This is a genomic window from Glutamicibacter sp. NPDC090743 (genome assembly GCF_044769125.1).
Lineage (GTDB): Bacteria > Actinomycetota > Actinomycetes > Actinomycetales > Micrococcaceae > Glutamicibacter.
In genome coordinates, this window is record NZ_JBIVXE010000005.1 from 1 (window position 1) to 26,428 (window position 26,428).

The window sequence follows — 26,428 nt, forward strand, 5'->3', positions numbered from 1 at the left end:
GGGTGGTTGTTTGTTGCGTTTTTGGTTGGTGTGGGGGTTGTTGGTTTTTGGTTCTTTTTTTTTTCGTTGATCCGCATTGCCGGGGTTTTTTTTGGGGGGGGGGGGGGCGCCCCCCCCCCCCCCCCCCCCACGGCGATAGTCTTTAACTCCAGCAGTTCTCGGTCCGGAAGGCGTCCTCGTGAAGTCAGTGCGTTCTCTCTTAGATCCCTATGACCGGACCAATGATCCCGATGCTGTGGTGCACCGCCGCACCAGGGCTGCCAAAGACGAGATCACCAGCCAATGGCCAGCGTGGCTCAGCGCTGAACTAGTTGGGATATTCCAGGGACTGGGCATCCAGCAGCCTTGGCTGCACCAGGCCCAAGCAGCCAACCTCATCCACGAGGGCCACCACACCATAGTTTCCACCGGTACCGCCTCAGGCAAGTCCATGGCCTACCTGATGCCAAGTCTGGAACAGTTGTACCAGGCGAAGGACAGCGGATTCAACGATGCTGATGCCGGTGCATCGGTGCTTTATATCTGCCCAACCAAAGCACTGGCAGCCGACCAGCTTTCCGCTGTGGAGTCCCTAGGCGTTCCCGGGGTCCGAGCCGCTCCCTACGATGGCGATACCGACCAGGCCACCCGTGCTTGGGTACGCCAGCACGCCAACTTCGTCTTCACCAACCCAGATATGCTGCACCGCGGCATCCTGCCCAACCATCCGGCCTGGTCCAGATTCTTCAAGCGCCTTCGCTACATCATTATCGACGAGGCCCATTCCTACCGTGGGGTCTTTGGCGCACACGTAGCCAACCTGATGCGCCGGTTGCGTCGCATTTGCGCCTATTACGGCAGCTGCCCGGTCTTCATCGGTGCGTCCGCGACGAGCTCAGACCCCGAAGCATCCTTCGGGCGTCTCATTGGGGCGCCAGCTCAAGCGGTGGCCAACGATTTCTCCGCCAGCGGTGAACTGGTGATGGCCTTGTGGGAACCTCCGATGAGTGATCACCGCGGTGAAAATGGTGCACCGGTACGGCGTACCGCCATAGCCGAGAGCGCTTCGATCCTCACCGATCTGATGGCTGATCATATTCGAACCATTGTCTTCATCAAGTCCCGCCGCGGTGCTGAAACAATCGCAACGCTCACCCGCAAGCATCTGGAAAAATTTGCACCGGATCTATCCGTCCGGCTTGCAGCGTACCGCTCGGGCTACTTGCCTAATGAACGCCGTGAGGTGGAAAAGCAATTGCGCAGTGGCGAGCTGCTGGGTGTCACCTCAACTTCGGCGCTGGAACTGGGCATCGATATTGCGGGGCTGGACGCGGTAGTGGTGGCTGGGTGGCCAGGCACCCGCGCATCGTTCTTCCAGCAAATCGGCCGTGCCGGACGTTCGGGCCAGGATGCGCTGGCGATCTTTGTCGCAGCTGAAGATCCGTTGGACACCTACCTGGCACATCATCCCGAAGCCATCTTCGATTTGGGTGTCGAAGCGACAGTCTTTGATCCGCAGAATAAGTATGTGCTTAGCGGCCACCTCTGCGCCGCCGCGCAAGAATCTCCCCTGCGCCCGGAGGAGTTGGAAATTTTCGGTCCGCAGACCGAACAGCTTCTGGATTCGCTGGTGCAACGCGGCTACTTGCGCCGGCGCCCGGCTGGATGGTTCTGGACGCATCCGCAACATGCGGCAGGGATGTTCTCCATTCGGGCCGATGGCGGTGGACCAGTGGACATCATCGATGCGGAAACCGGCGCTCTGCTAGGCACGATGGATTCCCCGCAAACGCATTATCAGGCGCATCCCGGGGCCATCTACGTCCATCAGGGTGCCAGCTACCATGTGGAAGAACTTGATGAGCAGAACCACGTGGTGATCGTGACTCGGGTGAATCCTGATTACTACACCACGGCGCGTGATCTCACCACGGTTGCCATTGATTCCGAGGAACGCAGCCGTAACCACCGAGAACTGACGATTCATTTCGGTGAAGTCACTGTGACCACCCAGGTCGTGTCTTTCCAGCGGAAGTCGGTGGCTTCTAATGAAGTGCTGTCCGAAGAACCGTTGGAGCTTGAAGCCCGGGATCTGAATACCAAGTCCATTTGGTTCACCCTGACCGAGCAGCGATTGCTTCGAGCTGGTTTGGAGGTAGATCAGTTCCCCGGAGCCTTGCATGCTGCCGAGCATGCCATGATCGGGTTGCTGCCGCTGGTTGCTACCAGCGACCGTTGGGATATCGGCGGAGTATCCACTGCGCTGCACATGGATACCGGCCATCCGACAATTTTCGTCTATGACGCGCAGCCTGGCGGTGCTGGATTCGCCGAGCGTGGTTTCGAGCGCTTCACCGATTGGATCCGGGCCACCCGGGATGCCATCGAGGCCTGCGAATGCCAGCACGGCTGCCCAAGCTGCGTGCAGTCCCCCAAGTGCGGTAATCGCAATAATCCATTGGACAAGGCTGGAGCGATCTTGCTGTTGACGGCCGTGCTTGACGACGTGGAGCCAGCGCACCACCGCTAACCGCTTCCGCCATGCTCACCGCCCCGGTGCATCCAGTGGCGGTGCACCCGCCCGTGCCTGGGCTTCGGCCAGATACAGTTCTATGCCCATGGCACGGAATCCGACAGGAACGTTAGTCGTAACGCGCACCGACTGGCCGTCGGGTTCCACCGTGCATGCTGCCAGCAGTGCACCGTTGGATTCGGCCAACAACGCCGCAACTGTGCAGGGGTCCCCGGGGCGCAACCCGCGGGCCGTATCCGCAGCAGCCAGCGCCGACAGATCGGCGGCGCTGGCAGCCTGCATCGCGGCTCGGGTTGCTGCAACCCATGCTAAAACGGCACCGGCAATTAGCAGTGCAACAACCACGAGCGCTGTTGCCATGACCGTTCCGCTACCCTGTTCGCTTCGAAGGCTCCGCCGCTTTTTCATTCGACGGCCACGCTGGCTTGTCCATGGATTTGAAGGCTGCCAACGATTGGAAGGCTCACCGATTTGCTGACGTGAACCTGCCAGTAGCCGTTGGCTGTTGAGAGCGAGAAACGGGCTTGGCTTCCTGCCAGCCTCACGCCACTGGCGCGAGCGGTTGCATCGTCCTCGCCGCGGGCCAATTCCCTGGCCATGGCCCCGGCTGCCTGCTGAACTTGGATCTGCTGGATCCCGACGACACCCAAGCACAAACCCAAGGACAGCATCATGGCAACCGCGGGTAGCAGCACCGCAAATTCGGCGGTGCTGCTACCCGATTCGTCGCTGAAGCTCATGGCCTACAGCGACAGCGCTTTAGTAATCAGGCCCATCAGCATGCCACGTACGTCGCCGCTCGACAGGATGCTGATCAGCAAGCCGGCAAAAGCCACGGCAGCCAGCGTGACCATAGCAAATTCGGCGGTGGTGGATCCCTGCTCTTCTCGCAGCAGATCCCTGATTTCCCGGAACCGTCGGTTCATTGTGTTGTCCTTTCTAGACTGTCATCCCCGGCGTCGATACCGTGGATGTTGTGCTTCTACCATCGGCGAGCGCCGCGGGCAGCAACATGGGTTTCCTACGAGCTGGGCATAACCTTCGGCCGGGGATTACTGGTAGCTGGGGAATAGCGCGATGATCAGTGGAACCACGCCCAGGGCGATGAAAGCCGGCAGTGCGCAGGCCCCTAGAGGCAGTACGAGCCTGGTACCGAATTGTGCTCCGAGGCGCGCGACTTTCTGTGCATGTTCACGGCGTTGCAGAATCGCGGTATTTCGTAGCAGATTGGCTGCCGGCGCTCCGGTCATGTGGGCAAAGTGCAGTGCTCTCCGCAGCGGGTCGAGCCAGGGCGGAACGGCTTCCCAGGCTTTGTCCCACGCCATGTTCATTTCCAAGCAGCGCGCTACGCTGCGCAGCACCGCGCACTGTTCAATGCTGTGACCGAGCAGATCGAGGATCTCGGTGATGGGCATCCCCGAGTCCAACAGGCTGGCGCTCAGATCCAGGATCAGCTCGACAGGTTTTTCATCTTCCTGCCGTCTTTTCCCAAGGCACTGCGGCGCCTTGCCTTCTCGACTTTTCGAGTTGGGCCGTCCTAATGCCAAAGCGATGGAAAGCGCCCCTAGAAGCAGAATCAGAACGATCATGACAGTGCCTGGCTAGTGGTTGCCTGCATGAGCCGCCGGCACCAGATCCGGTTGGCGATCCACAGCAATGCTCCAATGAGCACGCTGAGTTGCGCCGCCCATGATCGGCCTATTGTGCCCAGAACATCAATGCCCACAAGCAGACCGAATCCAAACCCGACTAGTGGAAGCCATGTCAGCAACTTAGTGGTTGCTTTCGGGCCTGCCATGGCCGCTTCGAATGCTTGCTGGGCTACTAGGGCGCATTCGAGGTCTTCGGCTAGCCGTTCCAGCACATCGGCAAGGCTGGCACCGCTGCGTTCGGAGAGTTCCAGGCACCAGTGCAGTCGTCGCACCGCTGGACCTTGTCCCTGCTCCGCCGGAAGACCGGGTCCGGGAGCGCTGTTGCTTAGCCGATGCGTTGCTTGGAGGTCCTTGAGCGCTCGGATGATGTTCCCACTGTCGTCCTCGGCCTCCAGCAACGCATCAACTGCGGGATGGAAATCCAATCCGCTTCGGAGCAGCGCCGAGAGTTCACGAATGATGCGGGCATCGGTGCTCAGTACCTGGTCATCGTCCGTGTGGCGTTCCGCCCGGCGATCCCGGAGCCTGCGCAGGGAACCCGCTTTGATTTTGCTTGCCGGGTGCGCGGGGATCCACAGCCACAAGGCCAGCGCGCCAAAGATGAGGATCAGCATTGGTCATTGCTCCTTGGCATGCTCATCGCCTAGCGCCTTGGCAATGGTGCGCGTGAGCGATGGGCCAAATCTGTTCGCCAGGAAGCTGTGCCCGTAGTCGGCCAGCGGTTCGGCGGCGTCCAGGTCTATCAGGCGCCGCATGTGCATCTGGCCATCGCTACCGGTGTCCAGGCATCCAAGGGCCACCGGTCCGCGCTGTCCTTGGCTCCCCCTGTTCATGTGAATGACAAGATCCAAGGCGCTGGAGGCCTGCAACGAAGTCGCCTGCACGCTCCATCCGGCGAGCGCACCCAGCGCCGCCAAGCGGGCCGGAACTGACTGCGGGTTGTTGGCGTGCATGGTGCCTGCGGCTCCCTGATGCCCCGTGTTCATGGCTGCCAGAAAATCGCGTATTTCCTCCCCACGGCATTCGCCAACGACCAGGCGGTCAGGGCGCATGCGCAGGGCTTGGACAACCAAATCCTTCAGCTGCACCTGGCCGGCAGATTCGACGTTGGCCGACCGGGTTTGCAAGGACACAACATGCGGGTGCGGTACATGCAGTTCTTGCGAGTCTTCCACGATGACCAGACGGTGCCGCGGATTGGCTTCGGCAAGCATGGCTTGCAGGAGGGTAGTTTTGCCGCTGCCTGTTCCTCCGGTAATCAGGAAGTTCATCTGGCGTTCCACGATGGCTTGAAGCAGCGGTAGCCAGAACCCGTTCGATCCTTCCAGGACGGTGCCCAGTTCGAGCTGGGCACTGCGCTTGACGCGAATCGAGATCAGCGGTCCGGCTGTGGCAATTGGAGGCAGTACAGCGTGGACGCGGTAATTCTTCAAGCTCATGTCCATGAACGGGCTAGCTGAATCGAGCCGTCGGCCCGCAAGGGTTGCAAGATGGACGGCCAGGGTCCGAACCTGCTCTGGGGAAGAAAACCGGAATTCGGTGGGCTGCAGGCCGGCCGGAGAATCCGTCCAGACCATCCCTTGCCCGTCGACCAGGACATCGGTCACCTCGGGCCGCTGTGCGAAAGGCTCGAGGATTGATAATCCTGCCACTTCGTTCTGCAGCGATTCCAGCGATTGTGCGGCACCTTGGGAACCCAGAGCCGCGCCGGAGTCGTGAACGGCTCCTGCCAAGGCAATCGCATCAAGCTGCCCGCCGGTGAGCAATGCGCGTTCACGCACGGATTCAAGGATTTTGGCATCCAGCACAGGCCCGCCCGTTGATGGGTTGGCGTTGTGGCTATGCCGTCCCGGGCTCATGGGTGCTGCTCCTTCATTTGCGGTATCAGGCAGAGGTTGGACAGGTGTTGGCGCAATGCCCGGGATTTGAAACTGTCGAATAATTGGCCGCGCTCGATCGCTTTGCCGATCCGGGGAAAATCGGGGAAGGCACCAAGAATCTGAGGAAAACCCGCAGGGGTGCTGCGTAGTTTCTGTTCCCCGCACAGCACCACTTCCCCAGTGGCTGGCACGGTCAGCGAACTGGCAGTGGCGATATTCCGGTCTATGAATTGGTTCAGTGCAAGCCGTTGCGGATGCGGTGCGCGTCCTGCATCCACTACGACCAGATCGAATCCTTGCCGGGCGGCGGCCAGCAGGCGGATCACCAGCTGGTCCTCCAGCTCATGCGTTCTGCTTGTTTGGGACCAGGTCAAGATCGCGGTATCGCGAAGCTTCGGCAGCGTTTCAGCCAGTTGATGAGCAGCAAGCGCGCCACCGGATTGCCGCAGTTCTTCCCATCCAATCCCCGTTGGCGGTTGGATGCAAACCAGCGGCCAAGCGCCCTGGGAATGCGGATCCAGATCAATCATGGCGCTGCGAAGACCGCTTAATGTCCCGGCATGCGCCAGCAACAGGGCCAGGGTCGTTGTTCCCAGCCCGCCTGCTGTGGAATGCAGTGCCAGTGTGTGTCCATGCCCTGCCCTCATGGCCCATAGACCCAGGTACTCGCCGAGCCATTGGCTGGCCGAGGGCAAAACTGCCACCCTTGCCTTGGGAATTCTGCTGGCCAAGCTCCACACGATGGCCTCGCCATCTTCCAGACCGACCAGGACATCCACCGGCCGGCTCGTATTTTCGGCCAGTGCTGCCATGTCGCTGCCCCACAGCACCGGCCCAGAACCATCGGCGGGCAGCAGCTGCGGGTCGGTGCATTTGTTGATTCTCACCGCCGCGCCGACCGCGATCACTGCGCATCGCTCAATAATCCGTGCATCGTTGCTCACGATGGTGCAGATCGGTTCATCTTCCGCCGTGCGGTCAGCCGCTGCCGGCCTCCTGGTGCTGTTCGGAGGCGCCTGCGCGAAATCCAGTTCAGTCATCACGAATCGTTGGGTGTTCTTCAGCGGTTTAGCCGATGAGGACTCTGATAGCCATTTCATGCATCGAGCGTGGCATCTGCCCAATCATTTGCGTGCCGCTCGCCAACCAACTGGGGATATCGGCCGCTGGCACGGCACAATAGATCCATGAGTGCCATCGCTTTCCTTGCTGCCGATCCTGATGGCTATGCCCTGATCGATCTTCGCGACCAGTACTCTGGCAACTCGCTGCAGCCGGTCGTCTCGGTATCCCGGGATGATTTTGCCGGATTTGTTGCCGAAATCGAAGCACGGCATTCGCCCCGATGGGCCATGCTCCGCACCACCCCGTGGATGCAGCCGCTTGTTTCTGCCGGTGTTCATCTGGCCAAGGCTTGCATTCTCTCCTTGGCCCAACGCATCTTGCACCGCTCGCCGCTGAGTGCTGAAAAGCTCGAAGACTTCGATCTTGAACGACCAGTTCAGGCTCACGAAAGGGCCAACCAGGATGCGCTCTTTGCCGCCCCGACCTCCGGCGAATCCCTTTCCGAGCTCGTAGCCATGTACGTTGCCCAGCGCAAGGCGTTGCCGCAGGATCCCAGCACCCGTCAGCGTCTGGAATTATTGATCCACGCCGAATCGGTAGGTGCGTTGATTGCCTGCGAGATGGAAGCGGCCGGTTTGTCGTGGGATGAAGCCGGACACCGCGCCCTGCTGCGCGAGCAATTGGGCGAACGCGTATCCGACTATGGACGGCCGCCAAAACTAGCGGCCAAGGCCCAGCAATTGGCCAAGGCATTAGGCAGTCCCGGGCTCAACCCGGATTCGCCGCAAGAGCTGTTGCGCGCCCTGCATAAGGCCGGTTTCGCGGTGAGCTCGGTGCGGGCCTGGGAACTGGAGCAGATCAAGCATCCATTGATTTCTGAGGTTCTTGAATACAAGAAACTCTCGCGCCTTGCCAGCACCCATGGTGATGCGTGGTTGGATCAATGGGTGAAAGGCGGCCGCTTCCATCCGCATTATGTGCTGGGAACGGTGACTTCAGGACGCTGGGCCGCTTCTGGTGGCGGGGCGCTCCAATTGCCGCATTCCATCCGGCAGGTCGTGCGCACCCGTCCCGGCTCGACGTTTGTGGTGGCCGACGGGAGGCAACTGGAACCTCGAATCCTGGCAGCTATTTCCAATGACCAGCAATTGCAAAAAGCAGGCCAGCAAGATGACCTGTACCAGTGGCTGCTCGATGCCCAGCTCGTGGCTTCCCGAGATGATGCCAAGCTGGGCATGCTCTCGGTCATCTACGGCGGTGGCGGCGGTGCTTCAGGTGCAGTGGGGGCGGCCCTGACCCGCAGTTTTCCCACCGCCATGCGTTTTGTCGAACAGGCAGCTCTTGCCGGCGAGCAAGGTGAAGGCGTGCGCAGTTTCCTCGGCCGCGGCTGCCCGCCAGCCGATGAGCAGTGGCTGCAGGCGCAGAAAGCTACCAACGATGAAGCATCGCAGCGGGCTGCTGACGGCGCGGCGAGAGCCCGCGGCCGGTTCACCAGGAACTTTGTCGTACAGGCGACCGCCGCGGAGTGGGCTTTGGTGTGGATGGGCCACGCACGGCACCTGATCCATCAGGCCGGGTGGAGCCGGACCTGCCGCCAGGTGTTCTTTGTCCATGACGAAATTGTCTTTGAATGCCCCACCGAATTGGCTGGGCAACTGCAGGAGCTCATCCGGCATGCGGCCATGCTCGCCGGGCGTTCCCTGTTCGGCAAGGCCTCGCCGCGCTTCCCGGTCAGTGTTGCGATCTCCGGGAACTACGCGGATGCGAAGTAGCCAGTTTCAGGCCATGCGCAGTTCACGGCGGTTGTTCCACGGCTGGGTCCAACCCAGCTCGTTGAACAGCCTGTCCAGCACGATCGCGGTGAAGCCCCAGATGATCCGGTCTTCAAAATCGAAGGCCGGGGACTTGAACTTCTGATTGCCGCGCTGCACCACGCCGGTCAGGCGATTCCTTGGCTCCAGCAGGTGCGCCACCGGGGCGCGGAATACGCCGGCGCTTTCGGCCGGGTCAGCCGGATAAACCTTGGATTCGGTATGCCACCAGCCAATCACCGGGGTGACCAGGAAGTTGGAAACCGGCAATTCAGTTTCCCCCAAGGTGCCCAGGACCTCGATCCCGGAGGTGTCCACGCCAGTTTCCTCCCACGCCTCGCGCAAGGCGGCGTCGGCAACGCTCGAATCCTCCTGGTCGATGCCGCCTCCGGGGAAAGCGATCTGGCCCGCGTGCTTGCGCAGGGTCGCGGCGCGCTGCACGAACAGCACGTCCAGATCGCCGGCCCGGGAATGCGGTTCCAGGGCCGCCTCGCCGGCAGCACCGAACAGGATCAGCACCGCGGCACGGCGCGCAGCACCGAGCTCGATATCGCTCATCACCCATTCGCTGGGCAGTTTCTGCGTTGCCCCGACCTGTGCCGTGTGGCGGGCAATTACTTTTTCCAATTCCAAGCGCGCGCTCATGCGTCCAATCCGTATCCTTCAGCCCTCAGCTCGCGGCGGGTTGCGCCGGCGATCATTTTCGCCAGCAATTCTTCCCGCCCTGGTGCGAGCTCATACTTGAGCAACGCTGTGGCCTTGGCAGGTATTTCCTCGCCGATGCCGAACGAGGGGCAAAGCTTGGCGATGGCGCAGGCCCCGCAGGCAGGTTTGCGCGAGTGGCAGACGCGGCGGCCATGGAATACCACGCGGTGGCTGAGCATCGTCCAGTCGCGTTTTTCGAACAGTTCCCCCACCGCGTGCTCGACCTTGACCGGATCGGTTTCATCGGTCCATCCAAAGCGGTTGGCCAGGCGCCCGAAGTGGGTGTCCACGGTGATTCCGGGAACACCGAAGGCATTTCCCAGCACGACGTTGGCGGTTTTGCGTCCCACCCCGGGAAGCTTCACCAGCTCTTCGAGCTTGGCTGACACTTCTCCGTCAAAGCGTTCAACCAAGGCGGCGGATAGCCCGAGCAGGGAGTCCGTCTTGGCGCGGAAGAAACCGGTGGGGCGGATCAGCTGCTCAAGCTCGCCCCGTTCGGCTTGGCTCATTGCGTGGGCGTCCGGGAAACGGGCGAAGAGCGCTGGAGTGATGGCATTGACCCGCACGTCGGTGGTCTGCGCGGAGAGCACGGTGGCTACCAGCAGTTCGAAGGGGTTCTCGAAGTCCAGTTCGGGCACCGCGTAGGGGTAGGCCTTCGCCAGTTCCCGGTTGATCTTGCGTGCCCGGCGCTTCAGCCCCAGCTCGGTTTCATTGTCCAATTTCTTCGCCACGCTTTAGATCGTGTCATGAGGGCGTGAAGTTTTCACCCTTGGACACCATCTTGGCGTGCTGTTCATCGCGTGCAGCTAACCGCTCGGCGCACAAATTACCCCATTTCCCCTTTCCCGGTGACACAAAGCACACCGGCCCTGCTGGAGGATGTAACTTTGATCACAGGGAAATATTTGTGACTACGCGGAAGGACGCGAACACAGTGAGTGATTCGAAAACCTTGGATAACCTGTCGACCGAAACCCGTTCCTTTGCCCCGAGCAAGGACTTCAGCGATCAGGCCATCGCAACGCAGGCCCGCTACGACGCAGCCAAGGCAGACCGCTTGGGCTATTGGGCGGACCAGGCACGCCAGGTACTGACCTGGGACACCGATTTCACTGAAACCCTGGACTGGTCGCAGGCACCGGTGGCCAAGTGGTTCGTCGGCGGCAAGCTCAACGCGGCCTACAACGCGCTGGACCGCCATGTGGAAAACGGACTGGGCCACCGCGTCGCCATCTACTTCGAAGGCGAGCCGGGCGATACCCGCACCTACACCTACGCGCAGCTGACCGAAGAGGTCAAGAAGGCCGCCAACGCTTTCGAATCCCTGGGCGTGGCCAAGGGCGACCGCGTGGCCGTCTACCTGCCAATGATCCCGGAAGCCGTCATCACCATGCTGGCCTGCGCCCGCATCGGCGCCATCCACTCGGTGGTCTTCGGCGGCTTCTCCGCCGACGCGCTGCGCAGCCGCATCGATGATGCGGACGCCAAGCTCGTGGTCACCGCCGATGGCACCTGGCGCCGCGGCAAGCCGTCCTCGCTGAAGCCGGCAGTGGATGCGGCGCTGGAAGCACCGGGCCACACCGTGGAAAACGTGCTGGTAGTCAAGCGCAACGGCGAGCCCACCGAATTCGGCGCACTGGACAAGTGGTGGGATGACGTCGTCGGCACCGCCGCCACCGAGCACACTGCGGTAGCCCACGACTCCGAGCACCCGTTGTTCGTGCTGTATACCTCGGGCACCACTGGCAAGCCCAAGGGCATTGTGCACACCACCGGCGGCTTCTTGGCCCAGGGCGCCGTGACCCACCGCGACACCTTCGATTTGCACCCGGAAACCGACGTGTACTGGTGCACCGCGGACATCGGCTGGGTGACCGGCCATTCCTACGTCACCTACGCGCCGCTGGTCAACGGCGCCACCCAGGTGATCTACGAGGGCACCCCGGATACCCCGCACCAGGGCCGCTGGTGGGAACTGGTGGAAAAGTACGGCGTCACCATCCTGTACACCGCGCCCACAGCAATCCGCACCTTCATGAAGTGGGGCCGCGAGATCCCGGATAGCTACGACCTGTCTTCCCTGCGTGTGCTGGGTTCGGTGGGCGAACCGATCAACCCGGAAGCATGGATGTGGTACCGCGATGCCATCGGCGCCAACAACGGCAAGAACGGCGAACGCAAGGAACACCCGGCCCCGATCGTGGACACCTGGTGGCAGACCGAAACCGGCGCGCACATGATCGCTCCGCTGCCGGGCGTCACCGCAACCAAGCCGGGTTCGGCCCAGGTGGCCGTGCCGGGCATCGCCATTGACGTGGTGGATGAAGCCGGCGAATCCGTGGCCGACGGCGAGGGCGGCTTCCTGGTCATCCGCGAGCCGTGGCCAGCGATGCTGCGCGGCATCTGGGGCGACATGGAACGCTACAAGGACACCTACTGGTCGCGGTTCGAGAACATGTACTTCGCTGGCGACGGCGCGAAGAAGGACGCCGATGGCGATATCTGGCTGCTGGGCCGCGTGGATGACGTGATGAACGTCTCCGGGCACCGCCTGTCCACCACCGAGATCGAGTCCTCGCTGGTCGCCCACCCGTACGTGGCAGAGGCCGCCGTGGTGGGAGCGAAGGACGAGACCACCGGCGAGGCCGTGGTGGCCTTCGTGATCCTGCAAACCGAGCCGGCGGAAGGCGAGGATGTGGTGGCGACCCTGCGCAACCACGTGGGCAAGGACATCGGCCCGATCGCCAAGCCGAAGCATGTGCTGGTGGTTCCGGAACTGCCTAAGACCCGCTCGGGCAAGATCATGCGCCGCCTGCTCAAGGACGTGGCCGAGGGCCGCGAGGTCGGCGATGCCACCACGCTGTCCGATTCAACGGTGATGAGCCAGATCGCGCAGTCCATGGGCAAATAGCCTCAGCACGCCCCAGTGCAGCAAGCCGCCGTTCGTCCACACCGCTGGTGTGGACGAACGGCGGCTTCTTGTATTACGGGGCCAAAGGATTCGGGCGGGAATTTCCCGGTTGTGTAATAGATTTGAGTTCATGACTGAGAACGCATCGAACACCATCTTGCTGCTCAACGGCCCCAACCTGAATCTGCTGGGCACCCGGGAGCCGGAAATCTATGGCCACGACACCCTGGCCGATGTTGAGCAGCTGGCCCGGGAAACCGCTGCGGCCCTCGGCTTCGAATTGCGCGCCTTGCAGTCCAACCATGAGGGTGTGCTCATCGACGCGATTCACGAGGCCCGCACTACCGCAGCCGGCATCATCATGAACCCCGGCGCATTCACCCATACCTCTGTGGCTATTGCCGATGCCATCAGCGGCGTGCAGTTGCCAGCCATCGAGGTGCACATCTCGAACGTGCACAAGCGTGAAGCGTTCCGCCACCATTCCTTCATCTCGCCGGTAGCCAGCTCGATCATCATCGGTGCGGGCGTGCACGGCTACAAGCTGGCGGTTCAGCAGCTCGCGCATTTGCTGGGCAAATAGCCGCAAGCCCTAGCCGGTGACGCAGTCGCCTGTTTTGATGCTGGTGCGCCGATCGCCGCCCAGCTCCATGGCGTTCTCGATCTCTTCGAGGCTCAGGGCGAAGCCGACCTCGTCATCGCTGCGCGACTTGGCGAAGATCAAGCCCACCGCGTCGCCGGATTCATCCAGCAGCGGTCCGCCGGAATTGCCCTGGGCTACTTCCGCGGTGAGCTGGTAGACAGAGATTCGAGATGGGTCCGCGCCATAGATATTGGCAATGGAGACGAAGGCACGGGAAGCGATCAAGGCTCCGCGGATCTGCTGCGGGCCGCCCGCTGGGTGCCCGATAAAGGTTGCCGAGTCGCCGCGCATCAGGTCATCAGCGGCGAGGTCGATAGGCTCTGCCCCCAGCCCTTCGACGTAAAGCAGCGCGATGTCGGCCTTGGGATCGAAATAAACAACCTTTCCGCGGTGAACTTCGTCACCGCCGACCTCCACGGTTGCCGCGCTCAATCCGGCGACCACGTGCGCGTTGGTCATGACCAGCTCGTGGTCGACAACGAAGCCTGAGCCGGTCAGGTTCACACCGCATTGCACCGCGGTACCGGAGATCTTGGCGGCCGATTGAGCAGCGGCCAGCTGCAGGTCGTTAGCTGCCCATTCGGTGTTGGCCGGCGCCTGGACCGGGGGCGCGAAAGGCTCCAGGAATGCGGGGAGGGTTTCGGCGATCACCTTGGAGCGTGCGGTGGAAATCGCGGCATCGACAAACTCGGGTGTCAGGCCACGAATCGAGTCGATCATCTTGGACTTGCTGATCTCCAGCGAAAGCCTTGGAATACCCATGCTTGAAGTGGAAAAGGCCAAGCCACCGATGATTGTGGCGGTAATGAACACCGACAGCACGCCACCGGCAATGCGGTCCGCGGCACGCAGGAAATCGACATTCATCCAGTGGCGGATGCGGGTTGCAATCACCCGTCCCAGAGCTTGCCCGAGAATGATCAGCACGGCTGCGGTAGCTATCATCAGGCCGACCCGCCACCAGGGGTTCGTGGCGAAGGTGGAAACCAGCGGGATGGCGAAGAATGCGGCGACGCCGCCGACAATCAGGCCGAGCATGTCGCCAATGGTCAGCAGAAAACCTCGACGAACTCCAACAACGAAAAACGTCAGCAAAACAGCGCAGATGACTACGTCGAGCCAGCTGAAAATTCCGAGCACCAAGACCCCAGTTCATTCATAAAGTTCGTATAGACCCAAGGTACCCTTAGAAGCTGATGGATTTCTGCGAGCAGATTCGCGAGTTTTAGTCGAATGTGCGTGATTTTCAACATTTTCTTGGTTAAACCACGTGTGGAAACTGTCACATTGTTACCGAATACGGCACAATGAAGTAAGCGCCTACTACTGTTGACAGGAGATTTAATGGATATCGAGGTACTGCGTCGCGCGCCACTGTTTGCGTCGCTTGGTGATGAAGTATTCGCCGCGCTAACCGAAGAATTGACCGAGGTTGATCTCTCCCGCGGCGCATCGGTGTTCCGTGAAGGCGATCAGGGTGACCGTCTGTACTTCATCGTTTCGGGCAAGATCAAGCTGGGTCGCACCTCTTCGGATGGTCGCGAGAACCTGATTGCTGTTCTTGGCCCAGGCGAACTGTTTGGCGAGATGGCATTGTTCGATCCACACCCACGCAACGCAACTGCAACCGCCGTGTCCGAGACCCGCCTGGCGGGCCTGAGCCACGAGAACATGCGCAAGGCTATCTTGAACTCCCCTGAGGTCTCGATCCAGCTGCTGCAGGCTCTGGCTGCACGTCTGCGTCGTACCAATGAGTCCCTGGCCGATCTGGTCTTCTCTGACGTTCCTGGCCGTGTTGCCAAGGCTCTGTTGGATCTGGCTGACCGCTTCGGTCGCCCAGCTACCGACGGCATCCTGGTTGCCCACGAACTGACTCAGGAAGAGCTGGCTCAGCTCGTTGGTGCTTCCCGCGAAACCGTGAACAAGGCTCTGGCCGAGTTCGTACAGCGCGGCTGGCTGCGCCTGGAAGCACGCGCCGTCGTGATCCTGGACATCCAACGTCTGCGCCAGCGCTCGCGCTAAACCGCAGTGATGCAAACAGGCCGAGAATCCTTCAAGGATTCCCGGCCTGCTTTGTTTAAGTTCTGCTCTCAGTGCCCGGCAGTAGTCTGCCATGGGCGGGAGGATTCAGCGCTCATGGAGCCAAGGACTTCCAGATAGTAAATGCCATCGCGCACCAGCAGGTCCGGATGCTTGAGATTCAACGAACGGGCCCGCGAAAGGTAGGCGACCACTCCATTGGCCTCCGCCATGGCTTCCAGGATCATTTCCACCGCCGGGTAGCTGATCTCCGAGAGCGCGAGGTTCACCGTGTTGGGTTGGCCAACGCTGTCCCCCAGCTCGCTGGTGCTGCGTTTGGCCAATATTTCCCCGGCGGCACACCAGCGCCCCCATTTGCCTTTGCCGCGCAGCAAGGCAGCCTCCTGGCGGTTGGGCACGGTGGCAGTGAAGTACCAGGTGTCGAAGCGGCGCAGGGCAAAGTTCGGGTTGAGCCAGTGGGATACCGGACGCAAAAGGTCTGTGCGCAAGCCCAGTCCGCGGCGGCGCAGGAATTCGTCGAAGGCCAGGTCCTGTCCGGCGATTGCTTCGCGGGCGGTCATCCAGTCTTCCGCATCGGTCATTTCGACCACGGATTGCTCATCGGTGCCGGCCAGCAGGATTCCGGTCTCTTCGAAGAGCTCGCGAATGGCGCAAACGATGTATGCCTGCGCCAACTGCTGGTCCAGCATGTCCATGCGCTTGGACCATTGGGACAGGCTTGGACCGAACCATTGGTAGGTGGCACGGTCGCTCGCCTCGTGGCTGCCGCCGGGAAAGGCCACGTTGCCCAGTGGGGAGCCCCCGGGGCGATAAGTCAGATAGGTCTCCACGCCGTGGGAAGAATCCCTCACAAGGCAGATGGAGGAGGCGCGCCGCGGGGTGCGCGGCGTGCGCGAACCGAAAGAGAACCAGTTTTCGGCGGTGGCAATTTGATGCGGTGGCAAATCAAAGAGCCGGCGCACCATACCGCTGCGCGGCCCCGCCGGGAATGCCCGTCGGGACCGCGCAGCAGGAATCTGGCTTGAATTACTCAAATTCGGCGATGACCTCGACCTCGACAGGTGCATCCAGCGGCAGAACGGCAACGCCGACGGCCGAGCGTGCGTGCAAACCTGCATCGCCGAGTACCTCGCCGAAGAACTCCGATGCCCCGTTGATGACGCCTGGCTGTCCGGTGAAGTCCGGTGCCGACGACACGAAACCGACAACCTTCACGATGCGCTTAATGCGATCTAGATCACCAATTTCGGCCTTGATGGCGGCCAGCGCGTTAAGCGCAGCGGTCTGTGCCTGGGCCTTCGCTTCCTCGGCTGAAACCTCGGCGCCAACCTTTCCAAGGGCTGTGAGTTCACCCTTAATCAGCGGAAGCTGGCCGGAGGTGTAGACATAGTTGCCGGTGGTAACGGCTGGCAGGTAGGCGGCTACCGGCTTTGCCACAGCTGGCAAGGCATGACCGAGCTCGGCCAGACGGGCCTCGACACGCGAGGAAGTAGCTTCTTGCATGGGATTTCTCCTTCAATAAATGATGTTGCTAGTTACGCTTTCGGACGCTTCATGTAAGCCACTGGAGATGAGCCGTTGGGGCCTGGAACCACGGTTACCAGCTCCCAGCCATCGTCACCCCACTGGTCCAAAATCTGCTTCGTAGCGTGAATCAAAAGCGGCAAAGTGGCGTATTCCCATTTAGTCATACTCGATACGTTAGCGCGTCCTTGTAAACTAGTGGGTATGGCAGCCAAGAAGTCCCCTTTTTTTGATACCGCTACCACCCTGGGAAAAGTCGTTGCATTCTTCGGAATCAGCGCCCTGTGTGGTGTGCTCGCAGCAGGCATGCTCGTGCCCATTGCAGCTATCGCAAAAACCGGTTTGACCACCGGTAACAACATCGTCAGCGCGCTCCCGAGCTCGTTTGAAAAGCTCCCCATCCCGGAGCCTTCCACGATCCTTGACGCTGATGGCAAGGCCATTGCGAACTTCTACCAGCAAAATCGCCAGCCTGTGAAGCTAGATGACATCTCGCCGAACATGCGCAAGGCGATCATCTCGGTGGAAGATGAGCGTTTCTACGAGCACAAGGGCATCGACCCCAAGGGCATCGCCCGTGCAGTAGTTGGCAACCTCACCTCTTCGAGCCGCTCTGGTGCTTCCACCCTGACCCAGCAGTACGTGAACAACCTGCTAGTGAATAACCAGGTGCTCACCGGTTCGGACGAATCCACTGTTTCCGGCCAGAAGGGCTACTCGGATAAGATCCGCGAGCTGAAGTACGCGGTGGCCATCGAGAAGGAAATGTCCAAGGACCAGATCCTGGAGGGCTACCTGAACCTGGTGCTCTTCTCGGGTCGCGAGTACGGCGTGCAGGCTGCCGCTCAGCACTTCTACTCAACCGATGCCAAGGACTTGAACGTGCAGCAGTCGGCCATGCTTGCCGGCATGGTCCAGCTGCCAAACGTCTACAACCCGATCAACAACCCTGAGCGATCCATCGACCGCCGCAACAAGGTGCTGGGCAACATGTACCGCACCGGTGCAATCACCAAGAAGGAATACGACAAGGCGGTGAAGTCGGACCTGGAACTGGATCCGCGCACGTCCCCTTCCGGTTGCACCGCGGCCAAGGAAAATGCGTACTTCTGCGACTACGTCACCAATCTGATCCTTTCCGATGACACCTATGGCAAGACCAAGGAAGATCGCGAAGGCCTGCTGTACCGTGGCGGCTTGACCGTCAAGACCACCCTGAACAGCAAGCTGAACAAGAAGGCCGCCAAGGACGCAGCGAAGGCTATCGATCCAAAGGCCAAGTCCAATACCGACATTTACTCCTCGATCGTTTCGGTCGAGCCGGGCACCGGCAAGATCCTGACCATGGCGCAGAACACCACCTACGGTCCGGAAGTCAAGAACTCGGGCGAGAACACCTATTACAACTTCGCTGTCGAGCGTTCCCTGGGTGGCGCTGGCGGGTTCCAGGGTGGTTCTACCATGAAGCCGTACACCACCTTGGGCTGGCTGTCCGAAGGCAACCGCATGTACGACAAGATCAATGCCAAGAAGCAGGTTTTCGTACCCGGCTCCAAGTGGCGGGCATCTTGCCTTCCCGGAGGAACGACAACTGTTGGTTCTAATTGGGAACCGAAGAATGCATCGCCTGGCTTCTACCGCTCGATGACCGTGGATACCGGCCTGTACTGGTCGATCAATACCGCGACCGTGCAGGAGGCCTACAAGACCGACCTGTGCACCATCGCCGATTACACCAAGAAGCTTGGCGTACTGGATCAGGGCGCCAAGGGCGGCCCTGCCCCGATCTCGCCTTCCAACCCTTCGTTCATCATCGGCTCGGCAGAAATCACCCCGCTGTCCCAGGCTGCCGCTTTTGCGGCTTTCGCCAACAAGGGCGAGTACTGCGAACCACGTGCCATCAACAGCGTGACCGACAAGGACGGCAACGAGTACAAGGTCAAGAAGGAATCCTGCTCCCAGGAGATCGACCCGACCTACGTTGCCGATCTGAACGGCACCCTGAAGAAGATCGCCACCAACCGCGTCTCCAAGGGCCGCGTCGACGGCCCAATCGCTGGCAAGACCGGTACCAACAACTACGCGTCCTCGACCTGGTTCGTCGGCTACACCACCGGAATTTCGACCGCCACCTGGGTCGGCCGACTCAAGGGCAAGGCCGGCGAAGAGAAGAACCAGATGCACGGCGCGATGGTCAACGACAAGAAGGCCCCTTGGATGGTCGATTCCTCGACCTTCGCCGCCCCGCTGTGGGTGGACTTCATGGAGGAGGCCGTGCACGAATACGAGCGGAACAACTTCGGTTCGGCCCGTCGCCAGCCGCCTCCGCCAAAGCCGAAGGAAGAAGACGATTCCAAGTCCGACTCGGATGAGAAGGACAATGACAAGGAAGAGTCGAAGGAAGATTCCAAGCCTAAGGAAGAATCCTCGCCGAAGCCCGACTCCGATAACAAGGGCAACGGAAACGGCAACGGCAAGAAGTCCGATGACTAGCTGAATATTCGAAAGGCCGCGTTCAACTTTGGTTGGACGCGGCCTTTCGGTTTAGATTGGCATAGGAGAACTCCACCAGAAGTTGCCTCCGGGCTTGAAAGGACGATGGCACAGAAGTCATGGTTGAACAGAATAATTTCGCTTCGGCATTACGTCATGCCAGCGGTACTGCGGCCCTTGCCGCCACCGGCGCTCTGGCTATCGGCGGAGCTCTGGTGGGCTATGGCATGCTGGAGGCCCAGAAGTTCGGGCTGCGCCACGAATCGCTTAAGGTCCTGCCCCGCGGATACGGCGACATCAAGGTCCTGCACCTTTCGGACATCCACATGGTTCCAGGGCAGGAAGCCAAAACCCAGTGGCTGCGCGGTCTGGCTGATCTGAAGCCCGACTTTGTCATCAACACCGGGGATAACCTCAGCCACCGCAAGGCCGTGCCGGCTTTGATCAAGGCGCTGGAACCGCTGATGGCTTTCCCTGGCGCCTTCGTTCCCGGGTCCAATTGCTACTACGCTCCAAAGCTGAAGAACCCGTTCAGGTATTTGGCTCCTTCCACCGGAACTCCCAACCCTGCCCCGCGCGACCAGTTGCCGTTCGAAGAAATGCACCGGGCCTTCGGCGGAGCCGGCTGGATCAACATGTCCAACCGTGCGCATTCCACGGTGCTCAATGGCCTGCGCCTGGATCTTACCGGCGTGGATGATCCGCACATCGACCGGGACCACTTCGCTGGCTGGCCGCGTGGTTCCTCCTCAAGCAGCCAGGCGCCCCACGTGCGCATTGCGCTCACCCACGCGCCCTACCAGCGGGTTCTTGACCAATTCACCGAGGCGAAGGCTGACGTCATTTTCGCTGGCCACACCCACGGCGGCCAGGTGTGCATCCCGGGCTATGGCGCGTTGGTCTCCAACTGCGATCTGCCTACGTGGCGCGCCCGCGGCCTGAGCGATTGGGAATACAACGGCAACACCGTTCCGTTGAATGTTTCCGCTGGCGTGGGCACCTCGCGCTTCGCTCCGATTCGCTTCGCCTGCCCGCCGGAAGCCGTCATGGTTACCCTGGCTGCCCGCGACTAAGCCACGAAATTTCTTCGGGTAATCCCCGGTCAAGCACCTTCTTGGTGCTCGACCGGGGATTATTTGCCTCCAATATGAAGCACTTCTTTCCAATAGTTGCCTATTGATTGAATTATCCCAACTACTGCCGGTAGTCTGTAGCTCTGTCAAACTTCTGGATGAATGCGGGGTACCGTGGCTCAAGCTCAACAAGCCGGTTCGAAAGATCCGGTCCCGCTCTCCGCAACACTGAAACGGCTTGCTCCTTTCGTCAAGCCGATCTTCCCCCGGCTCTTTTGCGGTTTCCTCTGCGCGCTCGGCGCCGGCATTGTCGCGCTGGCCATCCCCCAGGTGCTCGCCTGGCTGGTGAATGTCGTCCTGCATCGTGATGGAGCAGCTTCGGAGGTGTGGCTCTCTGTTGGCATCGTTGCCGCATTGGGCTTTGTCGAAGCCCTGCTGATCTTCCTGCGCCGCCAATTCGTGCTGAATCCCGCAGCCGGCCTTGAAGCGCAGATGCGCATCCGCTTCTACAAGCACCTGCAGCGCCTGCCCGTGGCGTTCCACGAACGCTGGGGCTCGGGGCAGCTGCTCTCCCGCTCCATGTCGGATCTCTCCTTGTTGCGCCGCTGGCTCGCATTCGGCGCGATGATGCTGGTCGTTGAAACTGTCACCGTCATCACCGGGCTAGTGCTGATGTTCACCCATTCATGGATCCTGGGATTGCTCTACCTGCTGGGATCCATCCCGATTGCCATCAAGGCCTACCGTTTCCGCAACGACTACCGGGCTGCCAGCCGCCGCAGCCAGGACCAGGCTGGCGACCTGGCCACCGCGGTGGAAGAATCAGTGCACGGCATCCGCGTCATCAAGGCCTTCGGCCGCGGACCGCATGTCTACGCGGGCTTCAGCGCCCAGGCCAAGTCCCTGCAGGAAACCGAAATAACCAAGGCCAAGACCCTGGCCAGCTTCCTGCTCACCGTGGTTGCGGTGCCTGAAACCATTCTGGGCATCGGCCTGCTCATCGGCATTGCCCAGGTCGCCAACGGCACGCTGAGCGTCGGCTCGCTGGTGGCCTACTTCGCCATCGCCGCGGTCATCGCCGGCCCCGTCGAGGGCATGGGAATGCTGCTGGGCATGACGCTGAGCACCAAAACTGCGCTGGACCGCCACTTCGAGGTCATGGATTCAATCAATGACATCGCTTCCCCCGCGCAGCCCCGGGTCCCTGCAGAACGCGATGGCAGCGTGAAGCTGGAGCATGTGCGCTTCGCCTACCCGGATACCGCCGGCAGCCACCGGCCGATCCTGGCCGACATCAACCTGGAGATCTGTCCCGGGGAAACCATGGCCCTGGTCGGCATCACCGGTTCGGGCAAGTCCACCTTGCTGAATCTGGTTCCGCGCCTGCATGAGGCGACCGCCGGCGAGGTGCTCATCCATGGACAGGACGTCAAGGACTGGGACCTCCAGGAACTGCGAACCGAGATCGCCGTGGCTTTCGAGGACACCACCTTGTTCTCCACCTCCATCCGCGGCAACGTGCTGCTCGGCGCCCCGGAAAACCTGGATGAGCAGCAGCGCGAAGCCCTGCTCGCCGAAGCCCTGGACGTCGCCCAGGCGCAGTTCGCCTACGCGTTGCCCGAAGGGGTAGACACCTTGATCGGCGAGGAAGGCCTGTCGCTATCGGGCGGCCAGCGCCAGCGCATCGCCTTGGCCCGCGCCATCGCGGCGCGCCCGAGCGTCCTGGTCCTCGACGATCCGCTGTCCGCCCTGGATGTGCGTACCGAGGAACTGGTCACCGAGAGGCTGCGCGAAGTCCTGGCCGGAACCACCACGCTGATCGTGGCCCACCGGCCCTCGACCGTGATGCTCGCCGACCGCGTGGCGCTGCTGCGCGATGGCCGCATCGACGCGGTGGGAAGCCACGCCCACCTGCTGAGCACCAATGAGCATTACCGATTCGTCATCGCCAGCCTGGATGACGAAGACCAGCCAGCCACCGTGGAGGTCTCCCGATGAGCAAGCCACTGGGCGTCGCCAATGAAGACGCCATCAAGCTCTCTGCCGCCGAACGCAAGGTCGTGCGGCAACGTTCCTTCCGGCTGCTGGCCTCGCTGGCCGTGCCGCAGAAGAAGCTGTTCGTCCTCACCGTGGTGCTGGTGCTGTTCTCCAACGCGGCACGCGTGCTGCTTCCGGTGCTGATCGCCTTCTCGATCGACTGGACCCTGCCGCAGGTGCGCGAAGGCAACTGGGGTGCCCTGGGGATGACCGGGGCCGGATACATCGTGTGCGCCGTGCTCAGCGGCGTGCTGCTCTCCTGGTACATCACCAGTGCGGCGAAGATCTCCCAGGCGATGCTCCTGGATCTGCGCCAGCAGGTCTTCCGCCATACCCAGCGGCTGAGCCTCGAATTCCACGAGAATTACACCTCCGGGCGGATCATTTCCCGGCAGACCTCCGATCTGGAAACGCTGCGCGAGCTGCTCGATCAAGGCGTCTCGGAACTGGCCTCCTCCTGCGTGTTCGTAGTCTTCACCCTGGTCTCGATTTTCTTCCTCGACTGGCGCAGCGGCCTGGTGGTCTGCGTGGCCGCCCTCCCGGTAGCGATCCTCTTCTTCTGGTACCAGCGCCGCTCCGAACTGCTCTACCGCGAATCCCGCGTGGTCTCGGCCAAGGTCATCTCCACCTTCGTGGAAACCATGACCGGCATCCGCGCGGTCAAGGCCTTCCGCCGCGAGGAAGCCAACGACGCGAACTACTCGGATCTCGCGGAGCAGTACCGGGTGAACTCGGTGCGTTCCTTCAACCTCTTCGGCGTCCTGCAGCCGGGACTGGTCTTGATCGGCAACCTGACGGTGGCGGCATTGCTCGCCTACGGCGGATTCCGCATCATCGACGGCACCATGCAGGTCGGTGCGATGGTGGCCATCCTGCTGGCCTCCAAGCGCCTGTTCCAGCCAGTCGAGCAGATCGCCATGTTCTATTCCTCGCTGCAGTCGGCCACCGCCGCCCTGGAGAAGGTTTCGGGGCTGCTGGAGGAAGAACCGACGGTCCGCGAGCCTGCGGCCCCGCGCACCATCCGCAAGGTGGCCGGCGAGCTGGTCTTCAAGGACGCGGTCTTCGGCTACGGCGAGGGCCCGGTGATCATGGAGGAATTCAACCTGCGGATCCCGGCGGGCCAAACGGTGGCCGTGGTAGGCCAGACCGGTGCCGGCAAGTCCACGCTGGCCAAGCTCATTGCCCGCTTCTACGACCTGCGTTCGGGCACCTTGGAACTGGATTCGGTGCCGATAAACGAGCTGTCGAACCAGGAACTGCGCCAGCACGTGGTGATGGTCACCCAGGAGGCGTTCCTCTTCTCCGGATCGGTGGCCGAGAACATCGCGCTGGGCCGGCCGGGCGCCTCCCCGGAGGATATCGAGTCCGCCGCCCGCGCGGTCGGCGCCCACGAGTTCATCATGGATCTGCCTGAGGGCTACGGCACCGACGTGAACAAGCGAGGCGGACGGGTCTCAGCCGGCCAGCGCCAGCTGATTTCCTTTGCCCGCGCCTTCCTGGCCGATCCTGCGGTGCTGATCCTTGATGAGGCTACCAGCTCCCTGGATATCCCTTCGGAACGGGCCGTGCAGCGCGGACTGCAAACCCTGCTGGGCAACCGCACCGCGCTGATCATCGCGCACCGCCTGTCCACCGTGCAGATCGCGGACCGCGTGCTGGTGGTCCATGATGGCAAGATCACCGAGGACGGCACCCCAGCGCAGCTGATTGCCGATGAAGGACGCTTCGCGGCCCTGCACAAGGCCTGGAAGGACTCGCTGGTCTGATCCCGCCCAGGACAGCGTAAAGCCCTCCGCAGATCACTTCGATCAGCGGAGGGCTTTGCCGTGCGTGGTTCTTCTTCGCCTGCGCCTAGGCGCTGAAGACCTGGCCGGTGAGCCGTTCATAGGCCTCGATGTAGCGGGCACGGGTCTTCTCGATGATTCCGGCTGGCAGCTGAGGCGGTTCTTCGCCCGAGTTCTTGTCCCAACCCGATTCGGCGGAGGTCAGCCAGTCGCGGACGAACTGCTTGTCGAAGCTGGCCTGCGCCTGGCCCGGCTTGTAGGATTCGGCATCCCAGAAACGCGAGGAATCCGGGGTCAGCACCTCATCGCCCAGGGTGATCTCGCCGGTGGCCGGATCAGCTCCGAACTCCACCTTGGTATCGGCCAGGATGATGCCGCGCGCGCGGGCGATCTGCTCGGCCTGCTCGTACAGGGCCACGGTCTTCTCGCGCAGCGCCTCGGACACTTCGGCGCCAACGCGTTCCACGGTCTGCTCGAAGGAGATGTTCTCGTCGTGCTCCCCCACCTCGGCCTTGGCCGATGGTGTGAACAGCGCCGGTTCCAGGCGCGAGCCATCCACCAGTCCTGCCGGCAGTGGCAGCTCGCACACGGTTTGCGAGACCTTGTACTCGGCCAGGCCCGATCCGGTCAGGTATCCGCGGGCGATGCACTCGATCGGGTACATCTCCAGCTTCTTGCACACCATCGCGCGTCCGGCCACCTCGGCTGGAACATCGGTGGAGATGACATGGTTGGCGAAGTCGCCCAGCTGCTCGAACCACCAGAGACTGAGCTGGGTCAGCACCTTGCCCTTGTCCGGGATTTCGCTGGCCAGCACGAAGTCGTAGGCGCTGATGCGGTCGGAGGCCACCACGAGGACACGGTCGGTGCCTTCGAAGCTGGCGCCCGCAGGCACGTACAGGTCGCGTACCTTGCCCGAGTAGTAATGGTCCCAACCTTCTAGGTCGAGCACTTCGGTCTGGAATCCTGCCATGAGTTCTGTAGTCCTCTACTTGCTTTCGTTGGCGATGGCGATTTCGCCGCGTTCGGCCTTCAACGCAATGTCGGTGCGTGACTGGGCACCGTCCCAGCTGATCTCGGCAACCCCGGCGTACGCTGCGGCGCGGGCCGCGGCGAGGTCATCGCCCAGGCCCACCACGGCCAGTACGCGGCCACCGGAAACAATGATGTTTCCTTCAGCATCCGCGGAAGTTCCGGCATGCATCACGTGCACGCCGTCAATTCCGTTGGCTGCCTCCAGCCCGGAGATCACCGCTCCCTTGACCGGGGTGTCCGGGTAGTTCTCGGCGGCGATGACCACATCAACTGCGGTCTGCGCGGACCAGGTCAGCTGCTCGGCATCATCGAGCCGGCCCTTGGCGGCAGCCAGCAGCACACCGCCCAGCGGAGTCTTCAGCCGGGCAAGGACAGCCTGGGTTTCCGGGTCGCCGAAGCGGGCATTGAACTCGATGACGCGGATGCCGCGCTTGGTGATCGCCAAGCCGCAGTACAGCACGCCGGTGAACGGGGTGCCGCGCTTTTCCATTTCGCGCAGGGTCGGGTAGGCGACGCGGTCCATGACCTCGTCGACGAAGCTCTCAGCCAGCCATTCCAGCGGCGAGTAGGCACCCATGCCACCGGTGTTCGGGCCTTCGTCGTTATCGAAGATGCGCTTGAAGTCCTGTGCCGGGGCCAGCGGAACAGCATGCTTGCCATCGCAGATGACAAACAGGGAAACTTCTGGGCCATCGAGGAATTCTTCGATCACTACGGTTCCGCCGGCGGCAAAGCAGGCTTCTGCGTGCTCCAGCGCTTCGTCGCGATCGCCGGTGACCACGACGCCCTTGCCGGCGGCCAAGCCATCGTCCTTGACCACGTACGGCGCACCGAAGTCATCCAGCGCACTGGCGGCTTCCTCGCGGTTGGTGGCCACATGGGCCATGGCGGTGGGAACCTCAGCGGCAGCCATGACGTTCTTGGCAAAAGCCTTGGACGCTTCGAGCTGCGCGGCAGCCTGGGTCGGGCCGAAGACCGGGATCTGCGCTGCGATCAGCGCATCGGAAACACCGGAAGCCAGCGGCGCTTCGGGGCCGACGACCACCAGATCGCTGCCCAATTCCTGGGCGAGCGCGACGACTGCGGCAGGGTCCTGCGCATCGATCGCGTGGGTAGTGACGTCCTGTGCGATACCGGCGTTGCCGGGGGCGCAATGAACTTCGTTGACGTAGGGGTCTGCACTCAGTGCACGGACAATTGCATGCTCACGGCCGCCTGGGCCAATAACCAGTACCTTCACCCGGTCGAGTTTACCGGAGATCC

23 protein-coding genes are annotated in these 26,428 nt (G+C 61.8%); 9 read left to right on the forward strand and 14 right to left on the reverse strand.

Features of this window, described 5'->3' with window-relative positions:
- Positions 1 to 178: 178 nt before the first annotated feature.
- Positions 179 to 2,509: a DEAD/DEAH box helicase gene (locus ACIQTS_RS10940; protein WP_402473368.1), complete on the forward strand. Its 2,331-nt coding sequence runs from the start codon at positions 179 to 181 to the stop codon at positions 2,507 to 2,509.
- Positions 2,510 to 2,524: 15 nt separating this feature from the next.
- Here ACIQTS_RS10940 and ACIQTS_RS10945 read toward each other — a convergent pair whose 3' ends face one another.
- The 7 genes from ACIQTS_RS10945 to ACIQTS_RS10975 form a co-directional block, all read right to left on the reverse strand.
- The gene (locus ACIQTS_RS10945; RefSeq protein ID WP_332727160.1) at positions 2,525 to 2,920 is read right to left on the reverse strand and encodes an Rv3654c family TadE-like protein; all 396 of its coding nucleotides are present in this window, start codon (positions 2,918 to 2,920) and stop codon (positions 2,525 to 2,527) included.
- On the reverse strand, positions 2,917 to 3,252 hold the full coding sequence (locus ACIQTS_RS10950; protein ID WP_105656969.1) for a TadE family type IV pilus minor pilin: 336 nt from the start codon (positions 3,250 to 3,252) through the stop codon (positions 2,917 to 2,919). Before ACIQTS_RS10950 ends, ACIQTS_RS10945 begins: the two co-directional genes overlap by 4 nt.
- 3 nt (positions 3,253 to 3,255) lie before the next feature.
- A complete protein-coding gene (locus ACIQTS_RS10955; RefSeq protein WP_105656970.1) occupies positions 3,256 to 3,438 on the reverse strand; it encodes a DUF4244 domain-containing protein in 183 nt (60 codons plus the stop codon).
- Between the two features lie 126 nt (positions 3,439 to 3,564).
- Positions 3,565 to 4,101 (reverse strand): type II secretion system F family protein, encoded by a 537-nt coding sequence (locus ACIQTS_RS10960; protein WP_332503650.1) that lies wholly within the window; start codon positions 4,099 to 4,101, stop codon positions 3,565 to 3,567.
- Complete coding sequence (locus ACIQTS_RS10965) at positions 4,098 to 4,778, reverse strand: type II secretion system F family protein (protein WP_332594629.1); 681 nt, start codon at positions 4,776 to 4,778, stop codon at positions 4,098 to 4,100. Before ACIQTS_RS10965 ends, ACIQTS_RS10960 begins: the two co-directional genes overlap by 4 nt.
- 3 nt (positions 4,779 to 4,781) lie before the next feature.
- Entirely contained in the window at positions 4,782 to 6,023 is a 1,242-nt protein-coding gene (locus ACIQTS_RS10970) for a TadA family conjugal transfer-associated ATPase (RefSeq protein WP_332730737.1), read from the reverse strand.
- A complete protein-coding gene (locus tag ACIQTS_RS10975; RefSeq protein ID WP_402473373.1) occupies positions 6,020 to 7,144 on the reverse strand; it encodes a hypothetical protein in 1,125 nt (374 codons plus the stop codon). The genes ACIQTS_RS10970 and ACIQTS_RS10975 overlap by 4 nt, the downstream gene beginning before the upstream one ends.
- Positions 7,145 to 7,231: 87 nt before the next feature.
- Here ACIQTS_RS10975 and ACIQTS_RS10980 point away from each other — a divergent pair, with 87 nt between their 5' ends.
- Positions 7,232 to 8,881 (forward strand): bifunctional 3'-5' exonuclease/DNA polymerase, encoded by a 1,650-nt coding sequence (locus tag ACIQTS_RS10980; protein WP_402473375.1) that lies wholly within the window; start codon positions 7,232 to 7,234, stop codon positions 8,879 to 8,881.
- 6 nt (positions 8,882 to 8,887) lie between these two features.
- Here the strand turns inward: ACIQTS_RS10980 and ACIQTS_RS10985 are convergent, their stop codons facing one another.
- Both ACIQTS_RS10985 and nth read right to left on the reverse strand, forming a co-directional pair.
- A complete protein-coding gene (locus tag ACIQTS_RS10985; RefSeq protein WP_365945056.1) occupies positions 8,888 to 9,565 on the reverse strand; it encodes a CoA pyrophosphatase in 678 nt (225 codons plus the stop codon).
- A complete protein-coding gene (gene nth, locus ACIQTS_RS10990) occupies positions 9,562 to 10,356 on the reverse strand; it encodes an endonuclease III (RefSeq protein ID WP_402473378.1) in 795 nt (264 codons plus the stop codon). The genes ACIQTS_RS10985 and nth overlap by 4 nt, the downstream gene beginning before the upstream one ends.
- 203 nt (positions 10,357 to 10,559) lie before the next feature.
- Between nth and acs the strand changes: the two genes are divergently transcribed.
- Together acs and aroQ are read left to right on the forward strand one after the other, a co-directional pair.
- Complete coding sequence (acs, locus tag ACIQTS_RS10995) at positions 10,560 to 12,536, forward strand: acetate--CoA ligase (protein ID WP_402473380.1); 1,977 nt, start codon at positions 10,560 to 10,562, stop codon at positions 12,534 to 12,536.
- Positions 12,537 to 12,666: 130 nt separating this feature from the next.
- Positions 12,667 to 13,119: a type II 3-dehydroquinate dehydratase gene (gene aroQ / locus ACIQTS_RS11000; protein ID WP_105656979.1), complete on the forward strand. Its 453-nt coding sequence runs from the start codon at positions 12,667 to 12,669 to the stop codon at positions 13,117 to 13,119.
- Between the two features lie 9 nt (positions 13,120 to 13,128).
- On the opposite strand, the gene ACIQTS_RS11005 is transcribed toward aroQ, so the two are convergent.
- Complete coding sequence (locus ACIQTS_RS11005) at positions 13,129 to 14,319, reverse strand: MarP family serine protease (RefSeq protein ID WP_332502848.1); 1,191 nt, start codon at positions 14,317 to 14,319, stop codon at positions 13,129 to 13,131.
- 204 nt (positions 14,320 to 14,523) lie between these two features.
- Between ACIQTS_RS11005 and ACIQTS_RS11010 the strand changes: the two genes are divergently transcribed.
- Positions 14,524 to 15,201 (forward strand): Crp/Fnr family transcriptional regulator, encoded by a 678-nt coding sequence (locus ACIQTS_RS11010; RefSeq protein WP_022874282.1) that lies wholly within the window; start codon positions 14,524 to 14,526, stop codon positions 15,199 to 15,201.
- Positions 15,202 to 15,269: 68 nt separating this feature from the next.
- Here the strand turns inward: ACIQTS_RS11010 and ACIQTS_RS11015 are convergent, their stop codons facing one another.
- Both ACIQTS_RS11015 and ACIQTS_RS11020 read right to left on the reverse strand, forming a co-directional pair.
- Positions 15,270 to 16,184 carry an NUDIX hydrolase gene (locus ACIQTS_RS11015; protein ID WP_105656981.1) on the reverse strand — a complete coding sequence of 305 codons (915 nt, stop codon included), beginning with the start codon at positions 16,182 to 16,184 and terminating at the stop codon, positions 15,270 to 15,272.
- 61 nt (positions 16,185 to 16,245) lie between these two features.
- Complete coding sequence (locus tag ACIQTS_RS11020; protein WP_402473383.1) at positions 16,246 to 16,722, reverse strand: RidA family protein; 477 nt, start codon at positions 16,720 to 16,722, stop codon at positions 16,246 to 16,248.
- Between the two features lie 225 nt (positions 16,723 to 16,947).
- Between ACIQTS_RS11020 and ACIQTS_RS11025 the strand changes: the two genes are divergently transcribed.
- From ACIQTS_RS11025 to ACIQTS_RS11040, 4 genes are all read left to right on the forward strand, one after another.
- The gene (locus ACIQTS_RS11025) at positions 16,948 to 19,236 is read left to right on the forward strand and encodes a transglycosylase domain-containing protein (protein ID WP_332485922.1); all 2,289 of its coding nucleotides are present in this window, start codon (positions 16,948 to 16,950) and stop codon (positions 19,234 to 19,236) included.
- 119 nt (positions 19,237 to 19,355) lie between these two features.
- Entirely contained in the window at positions 19,356 to 20,309 is a 954-nt protein-coding gene (locus ACIQTS_RS11030; protein WP_332594633.1) for a metallophosphoesterase, read from the forward strand.
- 162 nt (positions 20,310 to 20,471) lie between these two features.
- Positions 20,472 to 22,307 carry an ABC transporter ATP-binding protein gene (locus ACIQTS_RS11035; protein ID WP_402473385.1) on the forward strand — a complete coding sequence of 612 codons (1,836 nt, stop codon included), beginning with the start codon at positions 20,472 to 20,474 and terminating at the stop codon, positions 22,305 to 22,307.
- Positions 22,304 to 24,112 carry an ABC transporter ATP-binding protein gene (locus tag ACIQTS_RS11040; protein WP_365945059.1) on the forward strand — a complete coding sequence of 603 codons (1,809 nt, stop codon included), beginning with the start codon at positions 22,304 to 22,306 and terminating at the stop codon, positions 24,110 to 24,112. The genes ACIQTS_RS11035 and ACIQTS_RS11040 overlap by 4 nt, the downstream gene beginning before the upstream one ends.
- 85 nt (positions 24,113 to 24,197) lie before the next feature.
- Here the strand turns inward: ACIQTS_RS11040 and ACIQTS_RS11045 are convergent, their stop codons facing one another.
- Positions 24,198 to 25,103 carry a phosphoribosylaminoimidazolesuccinocarboxamide synthase gene (locus ACIQTS_RS11045; RefSeq protein WP_332485918.1) on the reverse strand — a complete coding sequence of 302 codons (906 nt, stop codon included), beginning with the start codon at positions 25,101 to 25,103 and terminating at the stop codon, positions 24,198 to 24,200.
- Positions 25,104 to 25,118: 15 nt separating this feature from the next.
- Complete coding sequence (gene purD / locus ACIQTS_RS11050; protein WP_402473386.1) at positions 25,119 to 26,405, reverse strand: phosphoribosylamine--glycine ligase; 1,287 nt, start codon at positions 26,403 to 26,405, stop codon at positions 25,119 to 25,121.
- Positions 26,406 to 26,428: the final 23 nt, after the last annotated feature.

What these genes read in the sequence shown, in the direction of transcription:
- ACIQTS_RS11025 (WP_332485922.1), top strand. Translation starts at nt 16,948, where the DNA reads ATGGCAGCCAAGAAGTCCCCTTTTTTTGATACCGCTACCACCCTGGGA.
- ACIQTS_RS11045 (WP_332485918.1), bottom strand. Translation starts at nt 25,103, where the DNA reads ATGGCAGGATTCCAGACCGAAGTGCTCGACCTAGAAGGTTGGGACCAT.
- ACIQTS_RS11040 (WP_365945059.1), top strand. Translation starts at nt 22,304, where the DNA reads ATGAGCAAGCCACTGGGCGTCGCCAATGAAGACGCCATCAAGCTCTCT.
- ACIQTS_RS10975 (WP_402473373.1), bottom strand. Translation starts at nt 7,144, where the DNA reads ATGAAATGGCTATCAGAGTCCTCATCGGCTAAACCGCTGAAGAACACC.
- ACIQTS_RS11020 (WP_402473383.1), bottom strand. Translation starts at nt 16,722, where the DNA reads ATGCAAGAAGCTACTTCCTCGCGTGTCGAGGCCCGTCTGGCCGAGCTC.
- ACIQTS_RS11015 (WP_105656981.1), bottom strand. Translation starts at nt 16,184, where the DNA reads ATGGTGCGCCGGCTCTTTGATTTGCCACCGCATCAAATTGCCACCGCC.
- ACIQTS_RS11035 (WP_402473385.1), top strand. Translation starts at nt 20,472, where the DNA reads ATGCGGGGTACCGTGGCTCAAGCTCAACAAGCCGGTTCGAAAGATCCG.
- ACIQTS_RS10980 (WP_402473375.1), top strand. Translation starts at nt 7,232, where the DNA reads ATGAGTGCCATCGCTTTCCTTGCTGCCGATCCTGATGGCTATGCCCTG.
- ACIQTS_RS11010 (WP_022874282.1), top strand. Translation starts at nt 14,524, where the DNA reads ATGGATATCGAGGTACTGCGTCGCGCGCCACTGTTTGCGTCGCTTGGT.
- ACIQTS_RS11030 (WP_332594633.1), top strand. Translation starts at nt 19,356, where the DNA reads ATGGTTGAACAGAATAATTTCGCTTCGGCATTACGTCATGCCAGCGGT.
- ACIQTS_RS10985 (WP_365945056.1), bottom strand. Translation starts at nt 9,565, where the DNA reads ATGAGCGCGCGCTTGGAATTGGAAAAAGTAATTGCCCGCCACACGGCA.
- ACIQTS_RS10960 (WP_332503650.1), bottom strand. Translation starts at nt 4,101, where the DNA reads ATGATCGTTCTGATTCTGCTTCTAGGGGCGCTTTCCATCGCTTTGGCA.
- ACIQTS_RS10945 (WP_332727160.1), bottom strand. Translation starts at nt 2,920, where the DNA reads ATGAAAAAGCGGCGGAGCCTTCGAAGCGAACAGGGTAGCGGAACGGTC.
- ACIQTS_RS10965 (WP_332594629.1), bottom strand. Translation starts at nt 4,778, where the DNA reads ATGCTGATCCTCATCTTTGGCGCGCTGGCCTTGTGGCTGTGGATCCCC.
- ACIQTS_RS10970 (WP_332730737.1), bottom strand. Translation starts at nt 6,023, where the DNA reads ATGAGCCCGGGACGGCATAGCCACAACGCCAACCCATCAACGGGCGGG.
- ACIQTS_RS10950 (WP_105656969.1), bottom strand. Translation starts at nt 3,252, where the DNA reads ATGAGCTTCAGCGACGAATCGGGTAGCAGCACCGCCGAATTTGCGGTG.
- ACIQTS_RS10955 (WP_105656970.1), bottom strand. Translation starts at nt 3,438, where the DNA reads ATGAACCGACGGTTCCGGGAAATCAGGGATCTGCTGCGAGAAGAGCAG.
- aroQ (WP_105656979.1), top strand. Translation starts at nt 12,667, where the DNA reads ATGACTGAGAACGCATCGAACACCATCTTGCTGCTCAACGGCCCCAAC.